We start from the raw sequence: 20,604 nt of genomic DNA, 5'->3' as shown, positions 1-20,604 counted from the left end.
CAGCCTTTTGTCTTTGAGGTGGAGCTGGTCAGTGAGCAGCCGTCGCTGGACCTCGAAACCCTGCTGCACAAACCGGCCTTCCTGCAACTGTCGCCTGACGGCAGCGGCATCCACGGCCAGATCTATCGCGCCGCTCAAGGCGATTCGGGCAAACGCCTGACGCGCTATTCGCTGACCCTGCGCCCGCAACTGGCGTACCTCGCGCACCGCATCAACCAACGCATCTTCCAAAACCTCACGGTGCCGAAAATCATCGGCAAGGTCCTCGAAGAACACGGCATTCAAAGCAACGCCTACGAATTCAAGACCGGTTCGATTTATCCCGAGCGCGTTTACTGCGTGCAATACGATGAGTCGGACCTGCATTTCATCCAGCGCCTGTGCGAAGAAGAAGGTATCCACTACCACTTCGAACACACCGCCACGGCGCACAAACTGATTTTCGGCGATGACCAGACGGTGTTCCCGAAACTGACGCCCGTGGCCTATCAACAAGACTCCGGCATGGTCGCCAGCGACCCGGTGATCAAGCGCTTCGACCTGCGCCTGGAAACCCGCACCAGCCGCACCACCCGCCGCGATTACGACTTCGAAAAACCGCGCATCACCCTCGAAAGCGAAAACCGTGGCGACGCCCTGCCCGACCTTGAGGATTACGATTACCCAGGTCGTTTCATCGACCGCGAGCGCGGCAAACACCTGGCCAAGCGCGCCCTCGAACGTCATCGCAGCGACTTCCAGCTCGCCGAAGGCAAGAGCGATCAGCCACTGCTGGTCAGCGGCCATTTCCTCGCCCTCACCGCGCACCCGAAAGCCAAATGGAACGACCTCTGGTTGCTGACCGAAGTCCACCACGAAGGCAAGCAGCCGCAAGTGCTGGAAGAGTCGGTGACCAGCGACACCACCGCACTCAAAGACGATTTCCACCAGGGCTACCGCAACCGCTTCCAGGCCACGCCATGGGACGTGCCCAACCGCCCGCCCCTGCGCCACCCGAAACCACGCATTCTCGGCAGCCAGAGCGCCGTGGTCACCGGCCCCAAAGGCGAAGAAATCCACTGCGACGAATACGGCCGGGTCAAAGTCCAGTTCCACTGGGACCGCGAAGGCCAGGCCGACGACAAGACCAGCTGCTGGCTGCGCGTCTCCTCCGCCTGGGCCGGCGCCCAGTACGGCGGCATCGCCATCCCGCGCATCGGTATGGAAGTGCTCGTCACCTTCCTTGAAGGCGACCCCGATCAACCGCTGATCAGCGGCTGCCTGTACCACAAGGAAAACACCGTCCCGTATGCACTGCCGGCGAACAAGACCCGCAGCACGTTCAAGACCCTGAGTTCGATGGGTGGCGGCGGGTACAACGAACTGCGTATAGAAGACAAGAAAGGTCAGGAGCAGATTTATCTGCATGCCCAGCGCGATTGGGACGAGAACATCGAGCACGACCAGAAGATTCGGGTGGGCAACGAACGCCACGACACCGTCGAGCAGAACAGCTACAGCGAATTCAAGGCCGAAGAACACCACACCGTCTACGAAGACCGCAAAGTCGAAGCCCGCGCCAACGACCACCTGACTGTGGGCGTGAACCAGCACATCAAGATCGGCACTGGGCAGTTCATCGACGCGGGGCAGGAAATCCATCTCAGCAGCGGCATGAAAGTGGTGATGGAGGCTGGCGCCGAACTGACCCTGATCGGCGGCGGCAGCTTTATCAAGATTGATGCCGGCGGCGTGACCATGAGTGGGCCGGTGATCAACATGAACTCCGGCGGTGGGCCGGGCGGCGGCACCGGTGCGGCGCCGTTGTTGCCGGGGCCGTTGAAGCAGGCGGATACGGATAAGGCTGGGAAGTTGTTGGTGCCGGCGCAGCGGCAGGCGTTAATGCAGAAGAAACCGATTTGTGCGGTGTGTGAGAAAGCCAAGCTGGAGGCTCAGAATGCTTAAGTCGGAATTTCCATTGGAAAACGGCCTCCCCCAAGGCCTTCCATGGAATGGCACGGTAGGTTTACTGCTTGATGGTGTCAGCGTTGAGAAGCTTCCGCAGCACCTGTATCAGTGGACGGAAAACCCTGAGTTCGAGCCGCTTTATCTTGGGACTCGTTGGGCAGAACTGGGCGATATCTCCCCATGCCTCGTGCAAATAAAAGCACAGAACAACCCGGTCCTGACCCGGTTCCTGAACGCATCGCGTCAGGAATGGGGGCACTTGGTGTTTAGCGATCAATCATGGGATCAACTGGTCGCACACTTTCGCTGGCTCACCAGCGTCATGCACCCACTGGGGGAGGAAGTGTTGTTGCGCATCGCGGACCCGGCCGTAACTCATGCACTGCTTGCTCACGCAGAAACTATCAAGGATCCGACCCTATTCGGCCCCTGCAAACAAATCGTTACTGCCGATGCAGCACTGGATTGCTGGTACATAAACAATAGGCCGGGCAACGCTCCCGAGCCCGACCACAGCAAGCGCTATCGATTGAGCGAAGCACAACTCAGTCAACTGGACGAGGTGAACTTTCGCAATGTTGTGATGCGTCTCGATGCACACATGCAAGAATATTTCCCAAGCTATCAGGCACAGTCGACCCCACAGCAACGCTGGGAACACCTGCATGCGTTGGCGTCGACCTCCTATGATCGCGGCTTCAACACCGAACTCGATATCACCCTCTACGCCAACATTCACGGGTTCCTTGGCGAGCGAGCACTGGAAGAACATCCAGACCTCGACGCCATACTCAAAACCCCGTCGGAGCAAACGCCCACACAACGACTCGAAAGGGTCGCTGATATTGCCCAGGAACGGGCAGCAACATTGACCAGGAGCCAAGGATGACAACGCCAACATCGACCGGCAAAAGCCCGAACAACGTTGCAAAAAGCCGGGATGACGGCAAGTGTGCCATGGGCGGCTGCTCGTTGATGAAGGCAAAAATCCAGCTCATCCCACTGCGTTACGGCCTCGTTGAACGACTCGACCCGTCAAGTGCGCTGACCATGCCGTACAAAACCACTTCTCGCCCACTAGGCATTCGATTGATGCGTGACGGCTGGCTCTACGTCATCGTCGACAAGAAGCCTGAAGCCGTAATGCACGAATACCGAATCCAGAACGGCATCGTGACCCAACTGCTGTGGGAAAAGAGCGAAATCACCGTCAACAAACGCGAAAGCAACGTGGGCGAAGCCGTGTTGGTCTTCCCGCTTTTGAGCAAACTCTACGTCAACTACTCCGAGGTGCAATGGACCGCCGCAAAATGCGCGCAGGTCATCAAGCACAAGTCTGAACGTGAGTACTTCATGCAGAAGGTTGATCTCACCAGTGCAGACCCTGAGAAAGGTGCAGCTAATCTGCTGACTCCAATTCAGGCGGAAAAGTGGATTGCTGAGGTTGCGGAGCAGCCGAGTAAAGAACCGTCGGTTACGAGTGCCAAACCTGAGGAAAGTCAGGACTATCTTTGGGAGCAAGCGTCGCACTTCAAGAAAACTCAGATGGGCACGCTCAAAAAGCAAGTCAAGGCAGAACATGAGCGTGACCATCTGTACTTGGTCTTACAGGATGACCTGGGCGTATTACGCGATCTCGCTGAGCATCAGGACTTGGTCACTGGCTGGATCAGCGACTGGAGCGACGCTGAGGCCAATCAAAAAAAGTATGTGTTTGGTTGCTACATCGAATCGTTGTACACCGTAACAGGCGAAACCATTCTAAATGCCGCCCAAGGCGACCCTCGTTTTGCCAAACTCAAGGACGAAATAAACGAAGAGCAGCGGCAATCGATCGTCGACTACGTCAACGTTAAAAATCAAACCCAGTATTCAGGCGCTGGTACGCATCGTGGGGCTATTGCAGCCTCAAAGTCGCGGATGCGTACGAATCTTGGACCTTTATATTCCAAGTACGAAGACCTGATCGAGACCATCGAAGACAACGCGGATGAAGCGCTCAATGGCGCAAAAATGGGACAAGAAGGCATTAACGACCTGATTGACCGACCGGCTATGGAAGCCTTCCTTAAACAACAGCGAGCACAATTAAGCCGTTGGAATAAGCGTTTGGATCTGATAACTGAAGATCGAGTAAAATTAGTATGTGAAAAACGCTTCTATAAATCTGCTTGGTATTTTGACCCAAAATTTGTAACCCAACTTGAATCGGCTCTTGCTACTGAATACGCGTGCATGAAAGATATATGTCGCACTGACAAGGCTACCGAAGCGATTGCAGACCTAATAGAAAAAGAGCCGGGCTTTACAGTTCCAACCTTCTTTACTGCAAGCTTGACCGATCAGAAGGACCTTTTTGCAAAAATCGGCTCATTAATAAAATCGGCCCGGGACATACCCCTTTCAGCGAAGGATTTCCAAGGACTGCAAAAAATCAGTCGAAATTTTGTAACGCTCCTGACCCAGGATCTCGCGGCATCAATAAATCTAAGCAACGATGGTATAACTTTCGATCAAGCACGAAACACTGCTTATGAACCTGCCAAACAACTCCGCTTGGCGAATGCTCTCGAAGAAGCTATAGAAGGACTACGCAACGGCCGAGCAATAGACCCATCTAAAATTCTACGAAATATTCCCGGCTCAGCATGGATCGACGTACTAAGAACATTTGGCAAAAAAGGAATTACTCTTGAGTTTGCTTCTGCAAGCCAGCTTCATGCGTTCGAAGCTGACATGGCGAAACTCACCGAACTCCGCCAGCAGATGTCCTCGTTGAAAAACAGGATCAGAGAGACATTGGCTAACGAGCGAAAAGGTCGGGCCCCCAAGGGGAGCTATCGATCTTTGGTTGCACAGCGTAAATCTGTTCAGCAATCCGTCGCCCCGTTAGAGAAAAAAATCGCGCCTGCGATGGTTGCTGTTGGCGAAGGCCCGAGTAAAGCAAGTATAAAAATTAAAGGCCTAACCAGCGCCCAAGAAGCTGAAGTCCACCGAATGGCCGAAGATCATCGCTTAAACACAGGCGACAAGGTAAGGGGACTAGGAAAAGATATCTTTCAATCTGCGGGAGGCGACATCTTCGCATCAGCTGTATTTGTCGTGCAATTAATTAACTTTGTCACTGTTTATTCAGAGTTAAGAAGAAAACCCAGCTGGGATAAAACCGATTACGTTGCATTTGGCAATGCGTTCTTCTCTGCAAGCGGAGGAGGCTTTGCGGCTGCACAGGGGATATCAGCCACCACTCTAAACGTAGTCAAAAACAATTATTCAAGTGCTGCCGGCAAAGTCCAGTTAGCCGCGCGCATTGGAAAGCTCACCGGGGGGCTGGGGCTAGCTGCTTACGGGTTCGGTATGGCGGCAGCAGCCACAAGTCTGTACGGGGAAAAAGGCTCTGTCGCTCGTTGGACTGAAGCCTTGAGGTCGGGAGATAGTGCAAAGCTGGCTGGTGCCAGCATGACAATCGCGGGCGACTCTGGACAGTTTGTCGTTAACGGTTGGGCAGTTGCACGAACAGGGCAATATATGTTTGAGGCGGCTTCAAATGTTAGTCAAGCAAGAGCTGTCGCTTGGGTTACAGCTGGAGGCAAACTTCTGAGCGTTGCTGCGAGAGCCAACTTAATAGGGTTAGGTTTGACGGTGTTGCAGCTAGGTGGCGAGTGGATTTACAACCGAAACAATAAAACGAAGTTTGATAACTGGCTTCAGCAGGGCGCGTGGGGAAAGAAGAACCAAAATCGCGAATTCCAAGCAGATCGCATGCAATTGGCAGAGATCACTTCAACTCCTCAGGTCGGTCTAAGACAAATAAATAACAAACCTACTGCAGTGATTAGCATTCCAAATATAACAATTCGAGAGCTGGATGATGTTGGATTTGGCCTTACCGCGTATTGGTCAAGCAGTCTCCAGCGCAATGACTGGGAGCCTTGGACTGAACCTTTGCTATATCAACTCAATTTACTGAGTCCACCAGACGCGCCACTCCAACTGGGGCTAGAAATTTTTGCGCATGAAGCTAACGCTCAGCACGGTCTTGCCATAAAATTGCGATACCATCCACTCCCCGGAGCGCAAAAATTTCAGGAAATAATGTTTGAAACCAAGACACTTAATGTTGGAAGCGGGAAGGAATTTTCAACAACTGGGTTTTTCAGCGCACGAAATACAACCGCTCAAGCATTCATTGTGACCACCGACACGCTAACTGTGCTCGAATCATCAAAACAAGCCGGGCAAACCTAATGTCTTCAATAAATGAGCAATCCCGCGACGATCTAAATCTCAAAAAAATACGGCCCGTGGCTGGTGAGAAGCGTAAGTTCGCGACAGGTGAGGCATTATTCTTCTCCCCGCTTCCGATACCAACGGGCAACGTCCCCATGGATTTGGGCGGAAGCTTTGTTGAGGTAAATGACACATTCCTCGACGTAGGCAGTAGTAATTCCGGCAAGGCTTTCCAAGCGAGGGCAATGATTGGGCTCGGGATGATGTTTATTTTTTCATGCCTGATTATTCTGCCTTTGCTTGCAGGATCTACTACCTGGGGATCCCCATTTGCCGAGTCCTTTTGGGACAGAACAGCAGGCATGTTCGATTTCGGTGTCACCTTTAGTATTTGGGGAGGAGGAATAGCTGCGCTCTTGGGTATTTACGTTATTTTGAGCACTACCAGAGCAAAGTCGCGCAGCCGTCCAATTAGATTCAACCGCCAACGTCGTGAAGTCTGTTTCTTTCCCGAAGGTTCTGACCTCCCCGTCATTCAACCATGGGAAGAGATAGTATCTTGGCTTTCAATCAGTACAGGTGTTACTGGAGTAGGCGTAACAAGCACCTATACATTTGGTATGGCGTTCGACGATTCCAGAGCTGACGTAGTGCATTTCATGAGACAAGGCGTGATGACTCCTGCCCATGCCTTGGGTAAGTGGGAAGCCATACGGATCTATATGGAAAAAGGTCCAGAGTTCTGCCCAGGCAAGGCAGCCTACGAGGGGCGCCACACCTTTGATAAAAAACGACAAGACATGCACGAGGAATACCAGAACAACGAACGTTCCGCTTTAGGAGTTGGTTGGTGGTACCTGACACATTTGATCACTTGGTGGCGTTTTCCGTATTGGGTAGCAGAATGGGACCATCGTTTCAGCATGAAATCTCTTCCTGAATCCATTGCCGAGTGGTCTAAGCCTCTTCCGCCTAAACAATGGGGCAAGCCAAGCCCGGTGCTTAAAGAGCAAAGCGCGAAAATCGAAAAAGCCTTTGCTCAAGGACAGGATTTTATGACGTACTTCAAGGCAAACCTAAACGAAAGCAAGGCAGAAGAATAAAAAACAGCTGAGCTATATAGTAGCTAGAAATCAGATAGCCCGATAACCGTCAGGTCAAGTCTGAGCTTTTACAAAACTGAAAAACAAAAGGGGATGGTTCATTTTCAAAAAAACAAACCCGTCCCCTTTTCGCTAGAGGCACTGGCGCTTTTCCAGCAATCAACCTGGTTGCGCCCCACCCCCACGCACCATTGCTATCGATAGAGCCTCTGATGCTGGAAATCGCTTCGCATGCCTAAAACCCTTGATTTCGAATTGATAGAGCCTGCTGCTACGACGAACCATCGCGCCGGAGACGTGGAGCAATTTTCAACTGGCACCACCACTTACCTGGCACCGCTGCCACTACCCACCGATGCATCGCCCAACAGTCCTTACATAAGCGAGCTGAACGATGCGTATCTGGACTTTGGTGGTGGCAAACCTCAATTGTTTTCATGGCAATTGACGTTGGGAGCACCATTTACCGCTGCGCTCCTGATTGCCCTGGGTATTCCTCTGGTCGCGGGGCTGATCCTCGCGTCAAGCGGCTATCGGTTAACTGAAGTATTGGAGTTCAGCTCAGACCTTTATTTCGCTGCCCGGGAATCCGCGATCTGGTTGTTTTTCGTGGGACTCGGTACTGGCCTTATCGTGTGGTTTTACGACCACAAAAAATACACAACCGTCATCCCGACCCGCTTCAACCGCCAGCGCCGGGAAGTCTGTTTCATGCCCACGGACGCGGAAACACCGGTTTTCGTACCTTGGGAGTCACTCTCCGCTTGGGTGATTGAGGCGCAAGGAGCAACACAATATGGCGTCCGACGACAGTACGGGATGGGCATGGGATTCGAACGTGAGGGCCAGAGGGTCTGCATTGAGTTCGTATGCGCTGGCCTACCGTTGGCAATCGCGCACTGGGAGGCCGTACGCGCTTTTATGGAGTACGAGGTCAACGGCCTGAAAAGCCATCAAGACCCCATGGATCTGCAAGGTCCCAATGATCCTCCCCATGAAGGAATGCATACGTTCCGAAATGCGCGAGCGCGCTTGCGAAGCCGAATTCGCGACAAGGAAGTGAGCTGGATGACTGGATTTTTTTGGTATCTCTTTCACGTCATGACGTTCTGGACATTGCCCAATCGACTCGTCGAATGGGAAATTCGCCGAATTGCAAAAGTCGGACGTAAAGTGTTGCCCGAGGCTATGCGCTCATGGTCTGAGCCCTTGCCTAAAGTACAATGGGCAAAGCCTGGCGAAGACCTGATTCGCCTGAGCAAGGAGGTCAGAGAGCTCAAGCAGCGCTCGCCAAAACGAGCCATTACAGAGATCTTCGCCGAAGTTTATTTGAATGAGCGAAGTGGCAAGAAACGAGCATAGTCCTGCCCTTCAACACACCAGGGCTGCACTGATGCAGCCCTGACTCATCGACCTAGACAGTCGCCAACCGCACCTGCTTCTCCAACTCCACCTTCAACCCCGGCTCCAGCTTCAGTTGCCGCGCCAGTTCATCCAGATAACTCTTCTCCATAAAGTTCTCCTCATCCACCAACATCACACTGGCGATGTACATCTCAGCCGCCATCTCCGGCGTACTCGCAGCGCGGGCCACGTCAGTGGGGTCGAGGGGCTTGTTGAGTTCGGCGTGCAGCCAGTGCTGCAGTTCCTGATCGTTGTCGAGCTTGGTGAATTCGCCCTCGATCAGTTGGCGCTCGCGGTCATCGATATGGCCGTCGGCCTTGGCGGCTGCGACCAGTGCTTTGAGAATGGCCTGGCTGTGTTGCTCTGCTTGTTCCGGTGGCAAGCGGTCGAGGGTCTGCGGTTCGCGTTGTGGTGCTGTGCCTTTCTGCGCGTTGTAGTTGCCGTAGGCTTTGTAAGCCAGCACGCCCAGTGCGGCGAGGCCGCCGTAGATCGCGACTTTGCCGCCGACCTTGCGCACTTTCTTGTTACCGAGCAGCAGGCCCATTGCGCCCGCCGCCAACGCACCGCCGCCTGCGCCTGAGAGCAGACTGCCGAGACCGCCAGAGCCTGAAGCGCCGCCAAGCAAACCACCCAAGGCACCGCCGGCCGATTTGTTCTGCGACCCGCCCGCCTTGTTCTGCAACAGATCCTGGCCGGACTTGAGTAGTTGATCGAGCAATCCACGGGTGTTCATGTTCCGCCTCCAAACAGGGGTTAACCGGACCTATAAGGCCTCCAGCCTAGTTCGAAAGTGCCCTTCCCCTGCCTGCAAGTGTGCTTCCAGATGTTGCTCGCTGCCCGCAGGCCTTCTTGAAAATAGATATACACTCAGGCCAATCTATAAAAACCGCCCACTGGGTACCTGTCTCATGATGACCCTGCGTCAGATCCGACACTTCATCGCTGTGGCCGAGACCGGCTCGATCTCCGCCGCCGCGCAAACCGCGTTCATTTCCCAATCGACTCTGACGTTGGCGATCCAGCAACTGGAAGAGGAAATCGGTGTCAGCCTGTTCAGCCGCCATGCCAAGGGCATGACCCTTACGCACCAAGGGCATCAATTCCTACGCCAGGCGCACCTGATTCTCGCCACCGTGGATAACGCCAAGCGCAGCCTGCAACAGAGCACCGATCAGGTCGCCGGGCAGTTGATCGTCGGTGTGACCAGTCTCGTCGCCGGTTATTACCTGGCGGATCTGCTCACCCGTTTTCAACGTGCTTATCCCAACGTCGAGATTCGCGTGATGGAAGACGAGCGGCCATACATCGAGCATCTGCTGGTCAGCGGCGAGATCGATGTCGGCGTGTTGATCCTTTCCAATCTCGAAGATCGCCATGCCTTGCAGACCGAGGTACTGACTCATTCCCCCCATCGTCTGTGGCTGCCGGCGCAGCATCCATTGCTGGAACACGACAGCATCAACCTCGCCGATGTCGCCCGCGAGCCTTTGATTCAGCTAAACGTCGATGAGATGGATCGCAACGCCCAGCGATTGTGGCGCGGCGCCGGGTTGCAGCCAAAAATCACCTTGAGAACCGCCTCGACGGAAGCCGTGCGAAGCCTCGTCGCCGCCGGTTTGGGGGTATCGATCCAGCCGGACATGACATATCGCCCATGGTCACTGGAGGGCGACATCATCGAAGCACGGCCAATTGCCGACTTGAATCAAACCCTCGACGTCGGCCTGGCCTGGCGCCGTGGCACCGCGCGCCCCGCTCTCGTTGATCCATTCCTGACCGTGGCTCGCGAGCAACCCCATGGCGGGCGCAAGCCATCTATTTAATCGAATGCTGCCTTCAGTATTTAGAATTTGTCGACCTCGGAGCCGCGCACTAGTCTTGCTGCATCTATAAGACGGTCGGCTCCCGATATCAGGGAGCAACAATGGCCATACAAGAAAAGAGAACACGCAAAATGGCTGGCGCGCAGACCCCAATGTGTACCGCGTTGTTGATCGACGGCGAATTGGTCGCAGGCCAGGGTTTCGTCGAGCCGATCCTCAATCCGGCCACAGGTGAAATCCTTACGCACATCGCCGAGGCCAGCACCGAGCAAGTCGAAGCCGCCATCCTCGCCGCCCACCGAGCCTTCGCCGAGTGGTCACGCACCACGCCGCAGCAACGTTCAAACCTGTTGCTGGACATCGCCAACGCCGTCGAAAAACACGCCGACCACCTCGCCCGCCTCGAATCGCTGAACTGCGGCAAACCGTTGCACCTGGCGCGTCAGGACGATTTGACGGCGACCGTCGATGTGTTCCGTTTCTTCGCCGGCGCCGTGCGTTGTCAGACCGGTCAGCTCAGCGGCGAATACCTGCCGGGCTACACCAGCATGGTCCGGCGCGATCCGATTGGCGTGGTCGCCTCGATTGCGCCGTGGAATTACCCGATCATGATGGCCGCGTGGAAGATCGCCCCGGCCCTCGCCGCCGGCAACACGCTGGTGTTCAAACCGTCCGAACACACACCGCTGTCGATCCTCGCACTGGCGCCAGCGCTGGCCGAAATCCTCCCGCGCGGGGTAATCAACATCATCTGCGGTGGCGGCGAAGGCGTCGGCAGCCATTTGGTCGGCCACGCCAAGGTGCGCATGGTCTCGCTGACCGGCGATATCGTCACCGGCCAGAAAATCCTTCAGGCCGCCGCGAAAACCTTGAAACGCACGCACCTCGAACTCGGCGGTAAAGCCCCGGTGATCGTCTGCAACGACGCCGACATTCAAGCCGTGGTCGATGGCGTGCGCACCTACGGTTACTACAACGCCGGGCAGGACTGCACCGCCGCGTGCCGGATCTACGCGCAGGCCGGGATTCACGACAAATTGGTTGCCGAACTCGGCGCCGCCGTCAGCAGCCTGCGCTTCGCCGGCAAACGTGACGCCGACAACGAGATCGGCCCGCTGATCAGTACCCGCCAGCGTGACCGCGTCGCCAGTTTCGTCGAACGCGCCCTCGGTCAGCCGCACATTGAGCGGGTGACGGGTGCGGCGGTGCACTCCGGCGCCGGTTTCTACTATCAACCGACGCTGCTCGCCGGTTGCAAACAGAGCGACGAAATCGTCCAGCGCGAAGTGTTCGGCCCGGTGGTCACCGTGACCCGTTTCGATGAGCTCGCGCAGGCCGTCGACTGGGCCAACGACTCCGAATACGGCCTCGCCTCGTCGGTGTGGACGCAGAATCTGGACAAGGCGATGCAGGTTGCCGCGCGCTTGCAGTACGGCTGCACGTGGATCAACAGCCATTTCATGCTGGTCAGCGAAATGCCCCACGGCGGGCTGAAACGTTCGGGTTACGGCAAAGACCTATCCAGTGATTCGCTGCAGGACTACAGCGTGGTGCGGCACATCATGGCCCGCCACGGCCAGCATCTCTGACTACGCTAATAACAAGCCGCCAACGGCATGCTTCACCGCGTTCACAACTGCCCCGACCATAATTTAAAGAAGAGGGTTCAACCATGTTCGTGCACAAGACCGCACTGCTCAGTGCAATCACCACGGCCCTGCTGGCCAGCGCAAGCCTTTCAGCTGCCGAGCCGCTGAAGGCTGTCGGTGCTGGCGAAGGTCAGTTGGATATCGTTGCGTGGCCGGGTTACATCGAACGTGGCGAGAGCGACAAGGCCTACGACTGGGTGACCGGTTTCGAGCAGGAAACCGGCTGCAAGGTCAACGTGAAGACCGCCGCTACCTCTGACGAAATGGTCAGCCTGATGGCGAAAGGCGGATACGACCTGGTCACCGCGTCGGGCGATGCGTCGCTGCGGTTGATCGTCGGCAAGCGTGTGCAACCGATCAACACTGCGTTGATCCCGAACTGGAACACCCTCGACCCACGCCTGAAAGATGCGCCGTGGTACGTGGTCAACAAACAGACTTACGGCACCCCGTACCAGTGGGGGCCGAACGTGCTGATGTACAACACCAACGTGTTCAAGACCGCGCCGACCAGTTGGAACGTGGTGTTCGCCGCGCAGGATCTGCCCGACGGCAAGCCGAACAAAGGCCGCGTGCAGGCCTACGACGGCCCGATCTATATCGCTGATGCGGCGCTGTATCTGAAGTCGACCAAGCCTGAGCTGGGCATCAAGGATCCGTACCAACTCACCGAAGATCAGTACAAAGCCGTGCTCGATCTGTTGCGCGCGCAGCAGCCGTTGATCCACCGCTACTGGCATGACACCACGGTGCAGATGAGCGACTTCAAAAACGAAGGCGTGGTGGCGTCAAGCGCGTGGCCGTATCAGGTCAACGGTTTGATGAACGAGAAGCAGCCGATCGCTTCGACCATTCCGAAAGAAGGCGCTACTGGCTGGGCTGATACCACCATGTTGCACGCCGAGGCCAAGCACCCGAACTGCGCGTACAAGTGGATGGACTGGTCGCTGAAACCGAAAGTCCAGGGCGATGTGGCGGCGTGGTTTGGTTCGTTGCCGGCGGTGCCAGCGGCGTGCAAGGAAAGCGAACTGCTGGGTGCTGAAGGCTGCAAAACCAACGGTTTCGACCAGTTCGACAAGATCGCCTTCTGGAAAACCCCGCAGGCTGAAGGTGGCAAGTTTGTGCCGTATAGCCGCTGGACTCAGGATTACATAGCGATCATGGGCGGCCGCTAATTCCGATCATAACTCGGTCAAGCTCCCTTTCCCCCTCTCCCCCTTGGGGGAGAGGGCTGGGGTGAGGGGGTAGCTTTTGCCTTTGCTCTTGATCTCAGAGCAATGGCCGAAACCGCCCCCCTCACCCCCCGCCCTCTCCCGGAGGGAGAGGGAGCTAAAAGCAATCTCAGCGCCCTGCACACCTACTGTAGGAGCCGCCGCAGGCTGCGATCTTTTCGACGCACACACGACTTTTTTTGAAAGCCCGCTTTACCGGAGCACCGCACCATGACGCTTGCAGTCCAGTTCACCAACGTTTCCCGGCAGTTCGGCGAAGTGAAGGCCGTTGACCGGGTTTCCATCGATATCCAGGACGGCGAGTTCTTTTCCATGCTCGGCCCTTCCGGCTCGGGCAAAACCACCTGCCTGCGCCTGATCGCCGGGTTCGAACAACCGAGCGCCGGCTCGATCCGCATTCACGGCGCTGAAGCGGCCGGTTTGCCGCCGTATCAACGCGACGTCAACACGGTGTTTCAGGATTACGCGCTGTTCCCGCACATGAGCGTGCTCGACAATGTCGCCTACGGTTTGAAGGTCAAAGGCGTCGGCAAAACCGAACGGCACAAACGCGCAGAAGAAGCCTTGGACATGGTCGCCCTCGGCGGTTACGGCGCGCGCAAACCAGTGCAGTTGTCCGGTGGTCAGCGCCAGCGTGTCGCCCTCGCCCGCGCCTTGGTCAATCGTCCGCGCGTGCTGTTGCTCGATGAGCCTTTGGGCGCGCTCGATCTGAAACTGCGCGAGCAAATGCAGAGCGAATTGAAGAAGCTGCAACGCCAGCTCGGCATCACTTTCATCTTCGTCACCCACGATCAAACCGAAGCGCTGTCGATGTCCGATCGCGTCGCCGTGTTCAACAAGGGTCGCATCGAACAGGTCGACACGCCGCGCAATCTGTACATGAAACCGACCACTACATTCGTGGCTGAATTCGTCGGCACTTCGAACGTGATTCGCGGCGATCTGGCCCGTGAAATCAGTGGCCATCCGCAGCCGTTTTCGATTCGCCCGGAACACGTGCGCTTCGCCGAAGGCCCGCTCGCCAGTCACGAAATCGAAGTCAGCGGCCTGCTCCACGACATCCAGTATCAGGGCAGCGCCACGCGCTATGAATTGAAGCTGGAAAACGGCCAGACCCTGAGCATCAGCCACGCCAACAATCAGTGGATCGACAGCAGCGCACAACACCAGACCGGCCAGCGCCTGAGCGCACGCTGGGCGCGGGAAGCGATGATTCCGCTGCACGACACCGTGGCGAGCGGGGTGTGACATGAGCACGCTCGCGATGACTGCATCGCCGCCGTTGCGCAGGTTTTCCAACCTGCTCTACCGCAAGCCGAATCTATATCTTTCGATGCTGTTGGTGCCGCCGCTGCTGTGGTTTGGTGCGATTTATCTCGGCTCGTTGCTGGTGCTGCTGTGGCAAGGTTTCTACACCTTCGACGACTTCACCATGGCGGTCACCCCTGACCTGACCCTGGCCAATTTCGCCGCACTGTTTCAGCCATCGAACTTCGACATCATCCTGCGCACGCTGAGCATGGCCATCGTTGTGTCGATCGCCAGCGCCATCGTCGCGTTCCCGATTGCCTACTACATGGCGCGTTACACCACAGGCAAAACCAAGGCGTTTTTCTACATCGCGGTGATGATGCCGATGTGGGCCAGTTACATCGTCAAGGCGTATGCGTGGACGTTGCTGCTGGCCAAGGGCGGCGTGGCGCAATGGTTCGTGCAGCACTTGGGATTGGAGCCGGTGCTGCAGTTCATTCTGGGGATTCCCGGCGTCGGTGGCAGCACCTTGTCGACCTCGCATCTGGGGCGATTCATGGTGTTCGTTTATATCTGGCTGCCGTTCATGATCCTGCCGATTCAGGCGTCGCTGGAACGTCTGCCGCCGTCGCTGCTACAGGCCTCCGCTGACCTTGGCGCCAAGCCGCGTCAGACCTTTATGCAGGTGATTTTGCCGCTGTCGATTCCGGGCATTGCCGCGGGTTCGATCTTCACGTTTTCGCTGACCCTGGGCGACTTCATCGTGCCGCAACTGGTTGGGCCGCCGGGCTACTTCGTCGGCAGCATGGTCTACGCGCAGCAAGGTGCGATCGGCAACATGCCGATGGCGGCAGCGTTCACCCTGGTGCCGATTGTGTTGATCGCGGTTTACCTGTCCATCGTCAAACGACTGGGGGCTTTCGATGCGCTCTGAGAAAGCATCATTAGGCTTAAAGATCGCAGCCTGGGGCGGATTGGTGTTTTTGCACTTTCCGATCCTGATCATCTTCCTGTACGCCTTCAACACCGAGGAAGCCGCGTTCAGTTTTCCGCCAAAGGGCTTCACGCTGCACTGGTTCAGCGTGGCGTTTTCGCGGCCCGACGTGTTGGAGGCGATCAAGTTGTCGCTGCAAATCGCGTCCATCGCCACGTTGATTGCGATGGTGCTCGGCACGCTCGCCTCGGCCGCTTTGTACCGGCGCGACTTCTTCGGCAAACAGGGCATCTCGCTGATGCTGATCTTGCCGATTGCGCTGCCGGGGATCATTACCGGGATCGCCCTGCTGGCGACGTTCAAGACGCTGGGCATCGAGCCGGGGATGTTCACCATCATCGTCGGCCACGCGACCTTCTGCGTGGTGATCGTCTACAACAACGTCATCGCCCGCCTGCGCCGTACTTCGCACAGTTTGATCGAGGCCTCGATGGACCTCGGCGCCGATGGCTGGCAGACCTTTCGCTACATCATCCTGCCGAACCTCGGCTCGGCGTTGCTGGCGGGCGGCATGTTGGCGTTTGCGCTGTCGTTCGACGAAATCATCGTCACCACGTTTACCGCCGGGCATGAGCGCACGTTGCCGTTGTGGCTGCTCAACCAACTGAGCCGGCCACGGGATGTGCCGGTGACCAACGTCGTCGCGATGCTGGTGATGATGGTGACCATGTTGCCGATCCTCGGCGCGTATTACCTGACACGCGGCGGCGAAAGCGTCGCCGGCAGCGGCGGTAAATAACCGAATAACCACAAACCCAACCCCGTGTAGGAGCTGCCGAAGGCTGCGATCTTTTGATCTTGATCTTTAACAGCAACATCAAAAGATCGCAGCCTTCGGCAGCTCCTACAGGGGTTCGGTTTCGGCAGAACAATAAAGTGTTAGTGAGGACAAACCCATGCAAACCAAACTCTTGATCAACGGCCAACTGGTCATCGGCGAAGGCCCGGCGCAACCGGTGCTCAACCCTTCGCGCGGCGAAGTCCTGGTAGAGATCAACGAAGCCAGCGAAGCCCAGGTCGATGCTGCCGTGCGCGCCGCCGACAACGCCTTCGCCGACTGGTCACAAACCGCGCCGAAAGATCGCTCGCTGCTGCTGCTCAAACTCGCCGACGCCATCGAAGCCCACGGTGAAGAACTGGCCAAACTCGAATCCGACAACTGCGGCAAGCCCTACAGCGCCGTGCTCAACGACGAGATTCCGGCGATTGCCGACGTGTTCCGTTTCTTCGCCGGCGCCAGCCGTTGCATGAGCGGTTCGGCCGGCGGCGAATACCTGCCCGGCCACACCTCGATGATCCGCCGCGACCCGGTCGGCGTGATCGCCTCCATCGCGCCGTGGAACTACCCGCTGATGATGGTCGCCTGGAAAATCGCCCCGGCGCTGGCTGCCGGTAATACCGTGGTGCTCAAGCCGTCGGAACAAACCCCGCTGACCGCGTTGCGTCTGGCCGAACTGGCGTCGGAAATCTTCCCGGCCGGTGTACTCAATCTGGTGTTTGGTCGTGGGCCTACCGTTGGTAGTCCGTTGGTCACCCACCCGAAAGTGCGCATGGTCTCGCTGACCGGCTCTATCGCCACGGGTGCCAATATCATTTCCAGCACCGCCGACAGCGTTAAACGCATGCACATGGAACTGGGCGGCAAAGCGCCGGTGATCATCTTCGACGACGCTGATATCGATGCAGCGGTGGAAGGTATTCGCACCTTCGGTTTCTACAACGCCGGGCAGGATTGCACGGCGGCGTGCCGGATTTATGCGCAACAAGGTATTTACGACAAGTTTGTCGAGAAGCTCGGCGCGGCCGTCAGCAGCATCAAGTACGGCTTGCAGGATGATCCGTCGACCGAGCTGGGGCCGTTGATCACTGCGCAACATCGCGATCGCGTTGCCGGGTTTGTCGAGCGTGCTGTGGCGCAGCCGCACATTCGTTTGATCACTGGCGGCAAGGCTGTTGATGGCAATGGTTTCTTCTTCGAACCGACGGTGTTGGCCGATGCGCAGCAGGACGACGAAATCGTTCGCCGCGAAGTGTTTGGGCCGGTGGTTTCGGTGACCAAGTTCACCGATGAAGCGCAGGCGCTGGCATGGGCCAACGATTCGGACTACGGCCTCGCGTCCTCCGTGTGGACGGCGGATGTAGGACGCGCGCATCGCATGTCGGCACGTTTGCAATACGGCTGCACGTGGGTGAACACACACTTCATGCTCGTCAGCGAAATGCCCCATGGCGGTCAGAAATTGTCCGGTTACGGGAAAGACATGTCCATGTATGGGCTGGAGGACTACACCACGGTTCGGCATGTGATGTTCAAGCATTAACGGCGAAAAGATCGCAGCCTGCGGCAGCTCCTACATGATGGACGCCACTCCCCTGTAGGAGCTGCCGCAGGCTGCGATCTTTTCCGCGACACACGGATGATGTCGGCGATTCACCACCAGGCTTCACCGAAACCAAAACAACAACTACCGAACCGGGCGGCGCCTGCATGGCCCCGTCACGGCCTCGGCCATCCGAAATCTGCCGATTTCACGGAGCAAACACACATGAGTTCCTCACCCGATCTCGCCGCAGCCGTTGCCGACAGCGATGCCGAACAACTGCGCAAACTGGGCTACACCTCGAACTTCAACCGCAGCATGAGCCTGTGGGAAAACTTCGCTTTGGGCTTCACCTATCTGTCACCGGTCGTAGGGGTTTATACCCTCTTCGGCCTGTGCCTCGCCGCTGGCGGCCCACCGATGTTCTGGGCGTATTTGCTGGTCGGTTGCGGCCAGTTGCTGGTGTGCCTGATCTTCGGCGAAGTGGTTTCGCAGTTCCCGATTTCCGGCGGCGTTTACCCCTGGGCACGCCGATTGGTCGGTAAAAAATGGGCATGGATGGTCGGCTGGATCTACTCCATCGCCCTCTGCGTGACCATCGCTGCGGTCGCTGTCGGCGCTGGCCCGTACCTGGCCGCCATGCTCGGTTTCGAGCCAAGCAACAACACCAACATCGTCATCGCCCTGGTGCTGACCCTGTTCGCCACACTGGTCAACCTCAGCGGCACCAAAGTGCTGGCGCGCATCGCCATGTTCGGCTTTCTCTGCGAACTGGTTGGCGCGGTGATCGTTGGCGTTTATCTGCTGGTGTTTGAACGCCATCAACCGCTCAGCGTGCTGTTCAACACCTTCGACATCAGCGTCGACGGCTCGTACCTGCCGGCGTTCCTCACCGCATCGTTGGCGGGGATGTTCCTCTACTACGGCTTCGAGGCCTGCGGCGACGTCGCCGAAGAAACCCCGAACCCGAGCGCGAAAATCCCGGTGGCCATGCGCATGACCATCTACATCGGCGGCATCGCTGCGATGTTCGCCTGCCTGGCGCTGATCCTCGCCGTGCCGGACATGCAAGCGGTGATCAACGGCACCGACAAAGACCCGGTCACCACCATCCTCAACAACGCCTTCGGCCCGGTCGGTTCGAAAGTAGTGATGGGCGTGGTGATGATTTCCTTCATCTCCTGCGTCATCAGCCTCCAAGCAGCAGCGAGTCGTCTGCTGTACTCCTACGCTCGCGACGAAATGGTCATCGGCAGCCGACTGCTGAAAAAGATTTCTCCTACCACCCAAGTACCGGTTGCCGCACTGTTCGTGTCTGGCGTCCTGCCGGCGCTGATCATCGCCCTCGGCTTCTTCCTGCAAGACGCCGTGGCCACCATCGTCAGCTTCGCCGCCATCGGCATCTACCTCGCGTTCCAGATGATCGTCCTGGCCGCGCTGTACGCCCGCAGTAAAGGCTGGAAACCGAGCGGCAAATTCACCCTCGGCGCATGGGGCTGGCCGGTGAACATCGGCGCGCTGGTGTACGGCGTTGGCGCAATCATCAACATGGCCTGGCCACGCACGCCCGATGCGGCGTGGTATGTGAACTATGCGATGGTGTTGAGCACGGCGATCGTGATTGGCTTGGGCTTGGTTTATATGTGGATTGGCAAGCCGTATGACCATGGCAAGGCGCCGGCTGGGGATGCTTGGAAGGTGAGTCGCTAAGAGCTGAATCGCCCCGGTAGGTTCATTGTTACCGGGGCGATTTGCGAGACCGTACGTCGTGTCGCAATCCATAAGCTCAGGACGGCGTTATCAATTCGACTGAAGGGAAATAATTGCGGTAACGCTTGGAGTCTCTCGTCAACAAGGGTAATTTTTTTACGGCCGCATGTGCTCCGATGAAAAAATCCGCCAGAACATTATGCTTTCCACCGCCAACCTTCCGATACTTCACGAAGGCCTTACCAGCTAAAAACAGTGCGGGTCTAGGAATGTCCTGCATGACCAATCCCAGTTGACTCACTACTCCGTCCAATGCCTCAAACGTCGAAAATGTCTGTGATAGCTCTGCATAAACTATCGGGTTGATGGCTAACTCATGGATCAGTGATTGAGCACGAAGTTGCTGAATCGACCAATCGGCCCAGACCGGATCGTCTTCGAGCACATCAATCAACACATTCGTATCGACCAGCACCATCAATCATCCCCTCGGAGCAAGGCCATTAAATCATCGGTTCGCCATTTGATATCGGCTTTGCCCCTTACGGCATCAAATCGATCAGGAGCTCGCGCTTTTCCCGATTCGCGCTTTGCACTATGCAGAACCACTTCGCCATGATCGTTGACGCTGAACTCAATGGCCGAGCCCGGCGTAAGATGCAAAGCATCACGAATTGGCTTGGGGATTGTGACTTGCCCCTTGCTGGTCATGGTCGTCGACATGTCATACCCCTAAAGTATTACTCAATGGAACAACGTATTACTTGATCGAGATATCTGCAACCGCCGCTTATCGCAGGATTATTTTTACCGGATTGCAGGCCTCGACCTCTTAGCCCTGATGGCACTCATGCAGTTCATTCTGTGGATCCGAATAGATAAAGGAAAAACTACGGCTTGGGCGGTCGGTTGCTGCTGACACTGCAAAATCAGGCATTTC

General features: G+C 56.8%; 16 protein-coding genes. 13 read left to right on the top strand and 3 right to left on the bottom strand.

Going from position 1 to position 20,604, the window contains the following annotated elements; all coding sequences use genetic code 11:
• The 5 genes from tssI to ACIPZE_RS26955 all read left to right on the top strand — a co-directional run.
• The coding region (tssI, locus tag ACIPZE_RS26975) for a type VI secretion system tip protein TssI/VgrG (protein WP_400776436.1) at positions 1-1,944 on the top strand (1,944 nt) is incomplete at its 5' end.
• Complete coding sequence (locus ACIPZE_RS26970) at positions 1,937-2,836, top strand: DUF4123 domain-containing protein (protein WP_400776434.1); 900 nt, start codon at positions 1,937-1,939, stop codon at positions 2,834-2,836. The genes tssI and ACIPZE_RS26970, both read left to right, overlap by 8 nt.
• Complete coding sequence (locus tag ACIPZE_RS26965; protein ID WP_283437555.1) at positions 2,833-6,195, top strand: toxin VasX; 3,363 nt, start codon at positions 2,833-2,835, stop codon at positions 6,193-6,195. The genes ACIPZE_RS26970 and ACIPZE_RS26965 overlap by 4 nt, the downstream gene beginning before the upstream one ends.
• On the top strand, positions 6,195-7,280 hold the full coding sequence (locus ACIPZE_RS26960; protein ID WP_346772241.1) for a DUF6708 domain-containing protein: 1,086 nt from the start codon (positions 6,195-6,197) through the stop codon (positions 7,278-7,280). Before ACIPZE_RS26965 ends, ACIPZE_RS26960 begins: the two co-directional genes overlap by 1 nt.
• A gap of 231 nt (positions 7,281-7,511) precedes the next feature.
• Positions 7,512-8,642 (top strand): hypothetical protein, encoded by a 1,131-nt coding sequence (locus ACIPZE_RS26955; RefSeq protein ID WP_283437556.1) that lies wholly within the window; start codon positions 7,512-7,514, stop codon positions 8,640-8,642.
• 52 nt (positions 8,643-8,694) lie between these two features.
• On the opposite strand, the gene ACIPZE_RS26950 is transcribed toward ACIPZE_RS26955, so the two are convergent.
• Positions 8,695-9,417, bottom strand: a complete 723-nt coding sequence (locus tag ACIPZE_RS26950; RefSeq protein WP_283437557.1) for a tellurite resistance TerB family protein — start codon at positions 9,415-9,417, stop codon at positions 8,695-8,697.
• 175 nt (positions 9,418-9,592) lie between these two features.
• Between ACIPZE_RS26950 and ACIPZE_RS26945 the strand changes: the two genes are divergently transcribed.
• From ACIPZE_RS26945 to ACIPZE_RS26910, 8 genes are all read left to right on the top strand, one after another.
• Positions 9,593-10,507 carry a LysR family transcriptional regulator gene (locus ACIPZE_RS26945; protein WP_007967749.1) on the top strand — a complete coding sequence of 305 codons (915 nt, stop codon included), beginning with the start codon at positions 9,593-9,595 and terminating at the stop codon, positions 10,505-10,507.
• Between the two features lie 131 nt (positions 10,508-10,638).
• Positions 10,639-12,096 carry a gamma-aminobutyraldehyde dehydrogenase gene (locus ACIPZE_RS26940; protein ID WP_283438656.1) on the top strand — a complete coding sequence of 486 codons (1,458 nt, stop codon included), beginning with the start codon at positions 10,639-10,641 and terminating at the stop codon, positions 12,094-12,096.
• A gap of 83 nt (positions 12,097-12,179) precedes the next feature.
• Positions 12,180-13,331: a putative ABC transporter substrate-binding protein YdcS gene (gene ydcS / locus ACIPZE_RS26935; protein WP_283437558.1), complete on the top strand. Its 1,152-nt coding sequence runs from the start codon at positions 12,180-12,182 to the stop codon at positions 13,329-13,331.
• A 267-nt stretch (positions 13,332-13,598) separates the two neighbouring features.
• Positions 13,599-14,636: an ABC transporter ATP-binding protein gene (locus ACIPZE_RS26930; protein WP_283437559.1), complete on the top strand. Its 1,038-nt coding sequence runs from the start codon at positions 13,599-13,601 to the stop codon at positions 14,634-14,636.
• 16 nt (positions 14,637-14,652) lie between these two features.
• Positions 14,653-15,573 (top strand): ABC transporter permease, encoded by a 921-nt coding sequence (locus ACIPZE_RS26925; protein ID WP_007908947.1) that lies wholly within the window; start codon positions 14,653-14,655, stop codon positions 15,571-15,573.
• Positions 15,563-16,372 carry an ABC transporter permease gene (locus ACIPZE_RS26920; RefSeq protein ID WP_283437560.1) on the top strand — a complete coding sequence of 270 codons (810 nt, stop codon included), beginning with the start codon at positions 15,563-15,565 and terminating at the stop codon, positions 16,370-16,372. Before ACIPZE_RS26925 ends, ACIPZE_RS26920 begins: the two co-directional genes overlap by 11 nt.
• A gap of 157 nt (positions 16,373-16,529) precedes the next feature.
• Positions 16,530-17,954 carry a gamma-aminobutyraldehyde dehydrogenase gene (locus ACIPZE_RS26915; protein WP_400776428.1) on the top strand — a complete coding sequence of 475 codons (1,425 nt, stop codon included), beginning with the start codon at positions 16,530-16,532 and terminating at the stop codon, positions 17,952-17,954.
• 225 nt (positions 17,955-18,179) lie between these two features.
• On the top strand, positions 18,180-19,664 hold the full coding sequence (locus tag ACIPZE_RS26910) for an APC family permease (RefSeq protein WP_077571272.1): 1,485 nt from the start codon (positions 18,180-18,182) through the stop codon (positions 19,662-19,664).
• A 76-nt stretch (positions 19,665-19,740) separates the two neighbouring features.
• Here the strand turns inward: ACIPZE_RS26910 and ACIPZE_RS26905 are convergent, their stop codons facing one another.
• Both ACIPZE_RS26905 and ACIPZE_RS26900 read right to left on the bottom strand, forming a co-directional pair.
• Positions 19,741-20,142: a type II toxin-antitoxin system VapC family toxin gene (locus ACIPZE_RS26905; RefSeq protein WP_027610984.1), complete on the bottom strand. Its 402-nt coding sequence runs from the start codon at positions 20,140-20,142 to the stop codon at positions 19,741-19,743.
• Positions 20,142-20,387, bottom strand: a complete 246-nt coding sequence (locus ACIPZE_RS26900) for an AbrB/MazE/SpoVT family DNA-binding domain-containing protein (protein WP_082341390.1) — start codon at positions 20,385-20,387, stop codon at positions 20,142-20,144. The genes ACIPZE_RS26905 and ACIPZE_RS26900 overlap by 1 nt, the downstream gene beginning before the upstream one ends.
• Positions 20,388-20,604 lie beyond the last annotated feature (217 nt).

This window comes from Pseudomonas sp. NPDC089741 (genome assembly GCF_044748825.1).
Taxonomy (GTDB): domain Bacteria; phylum Pseudomonadota; class Gammaproteobacteria; order Pseudomonadales; family Pseudomonadaceae; genus Aquipseudomonas; species Aquipseudomonas helmanticensis.
Note: the sequence above shows the minus strand (reverse complement) of the source record. Positions and strands in the feature narration are given on the sequence as shown.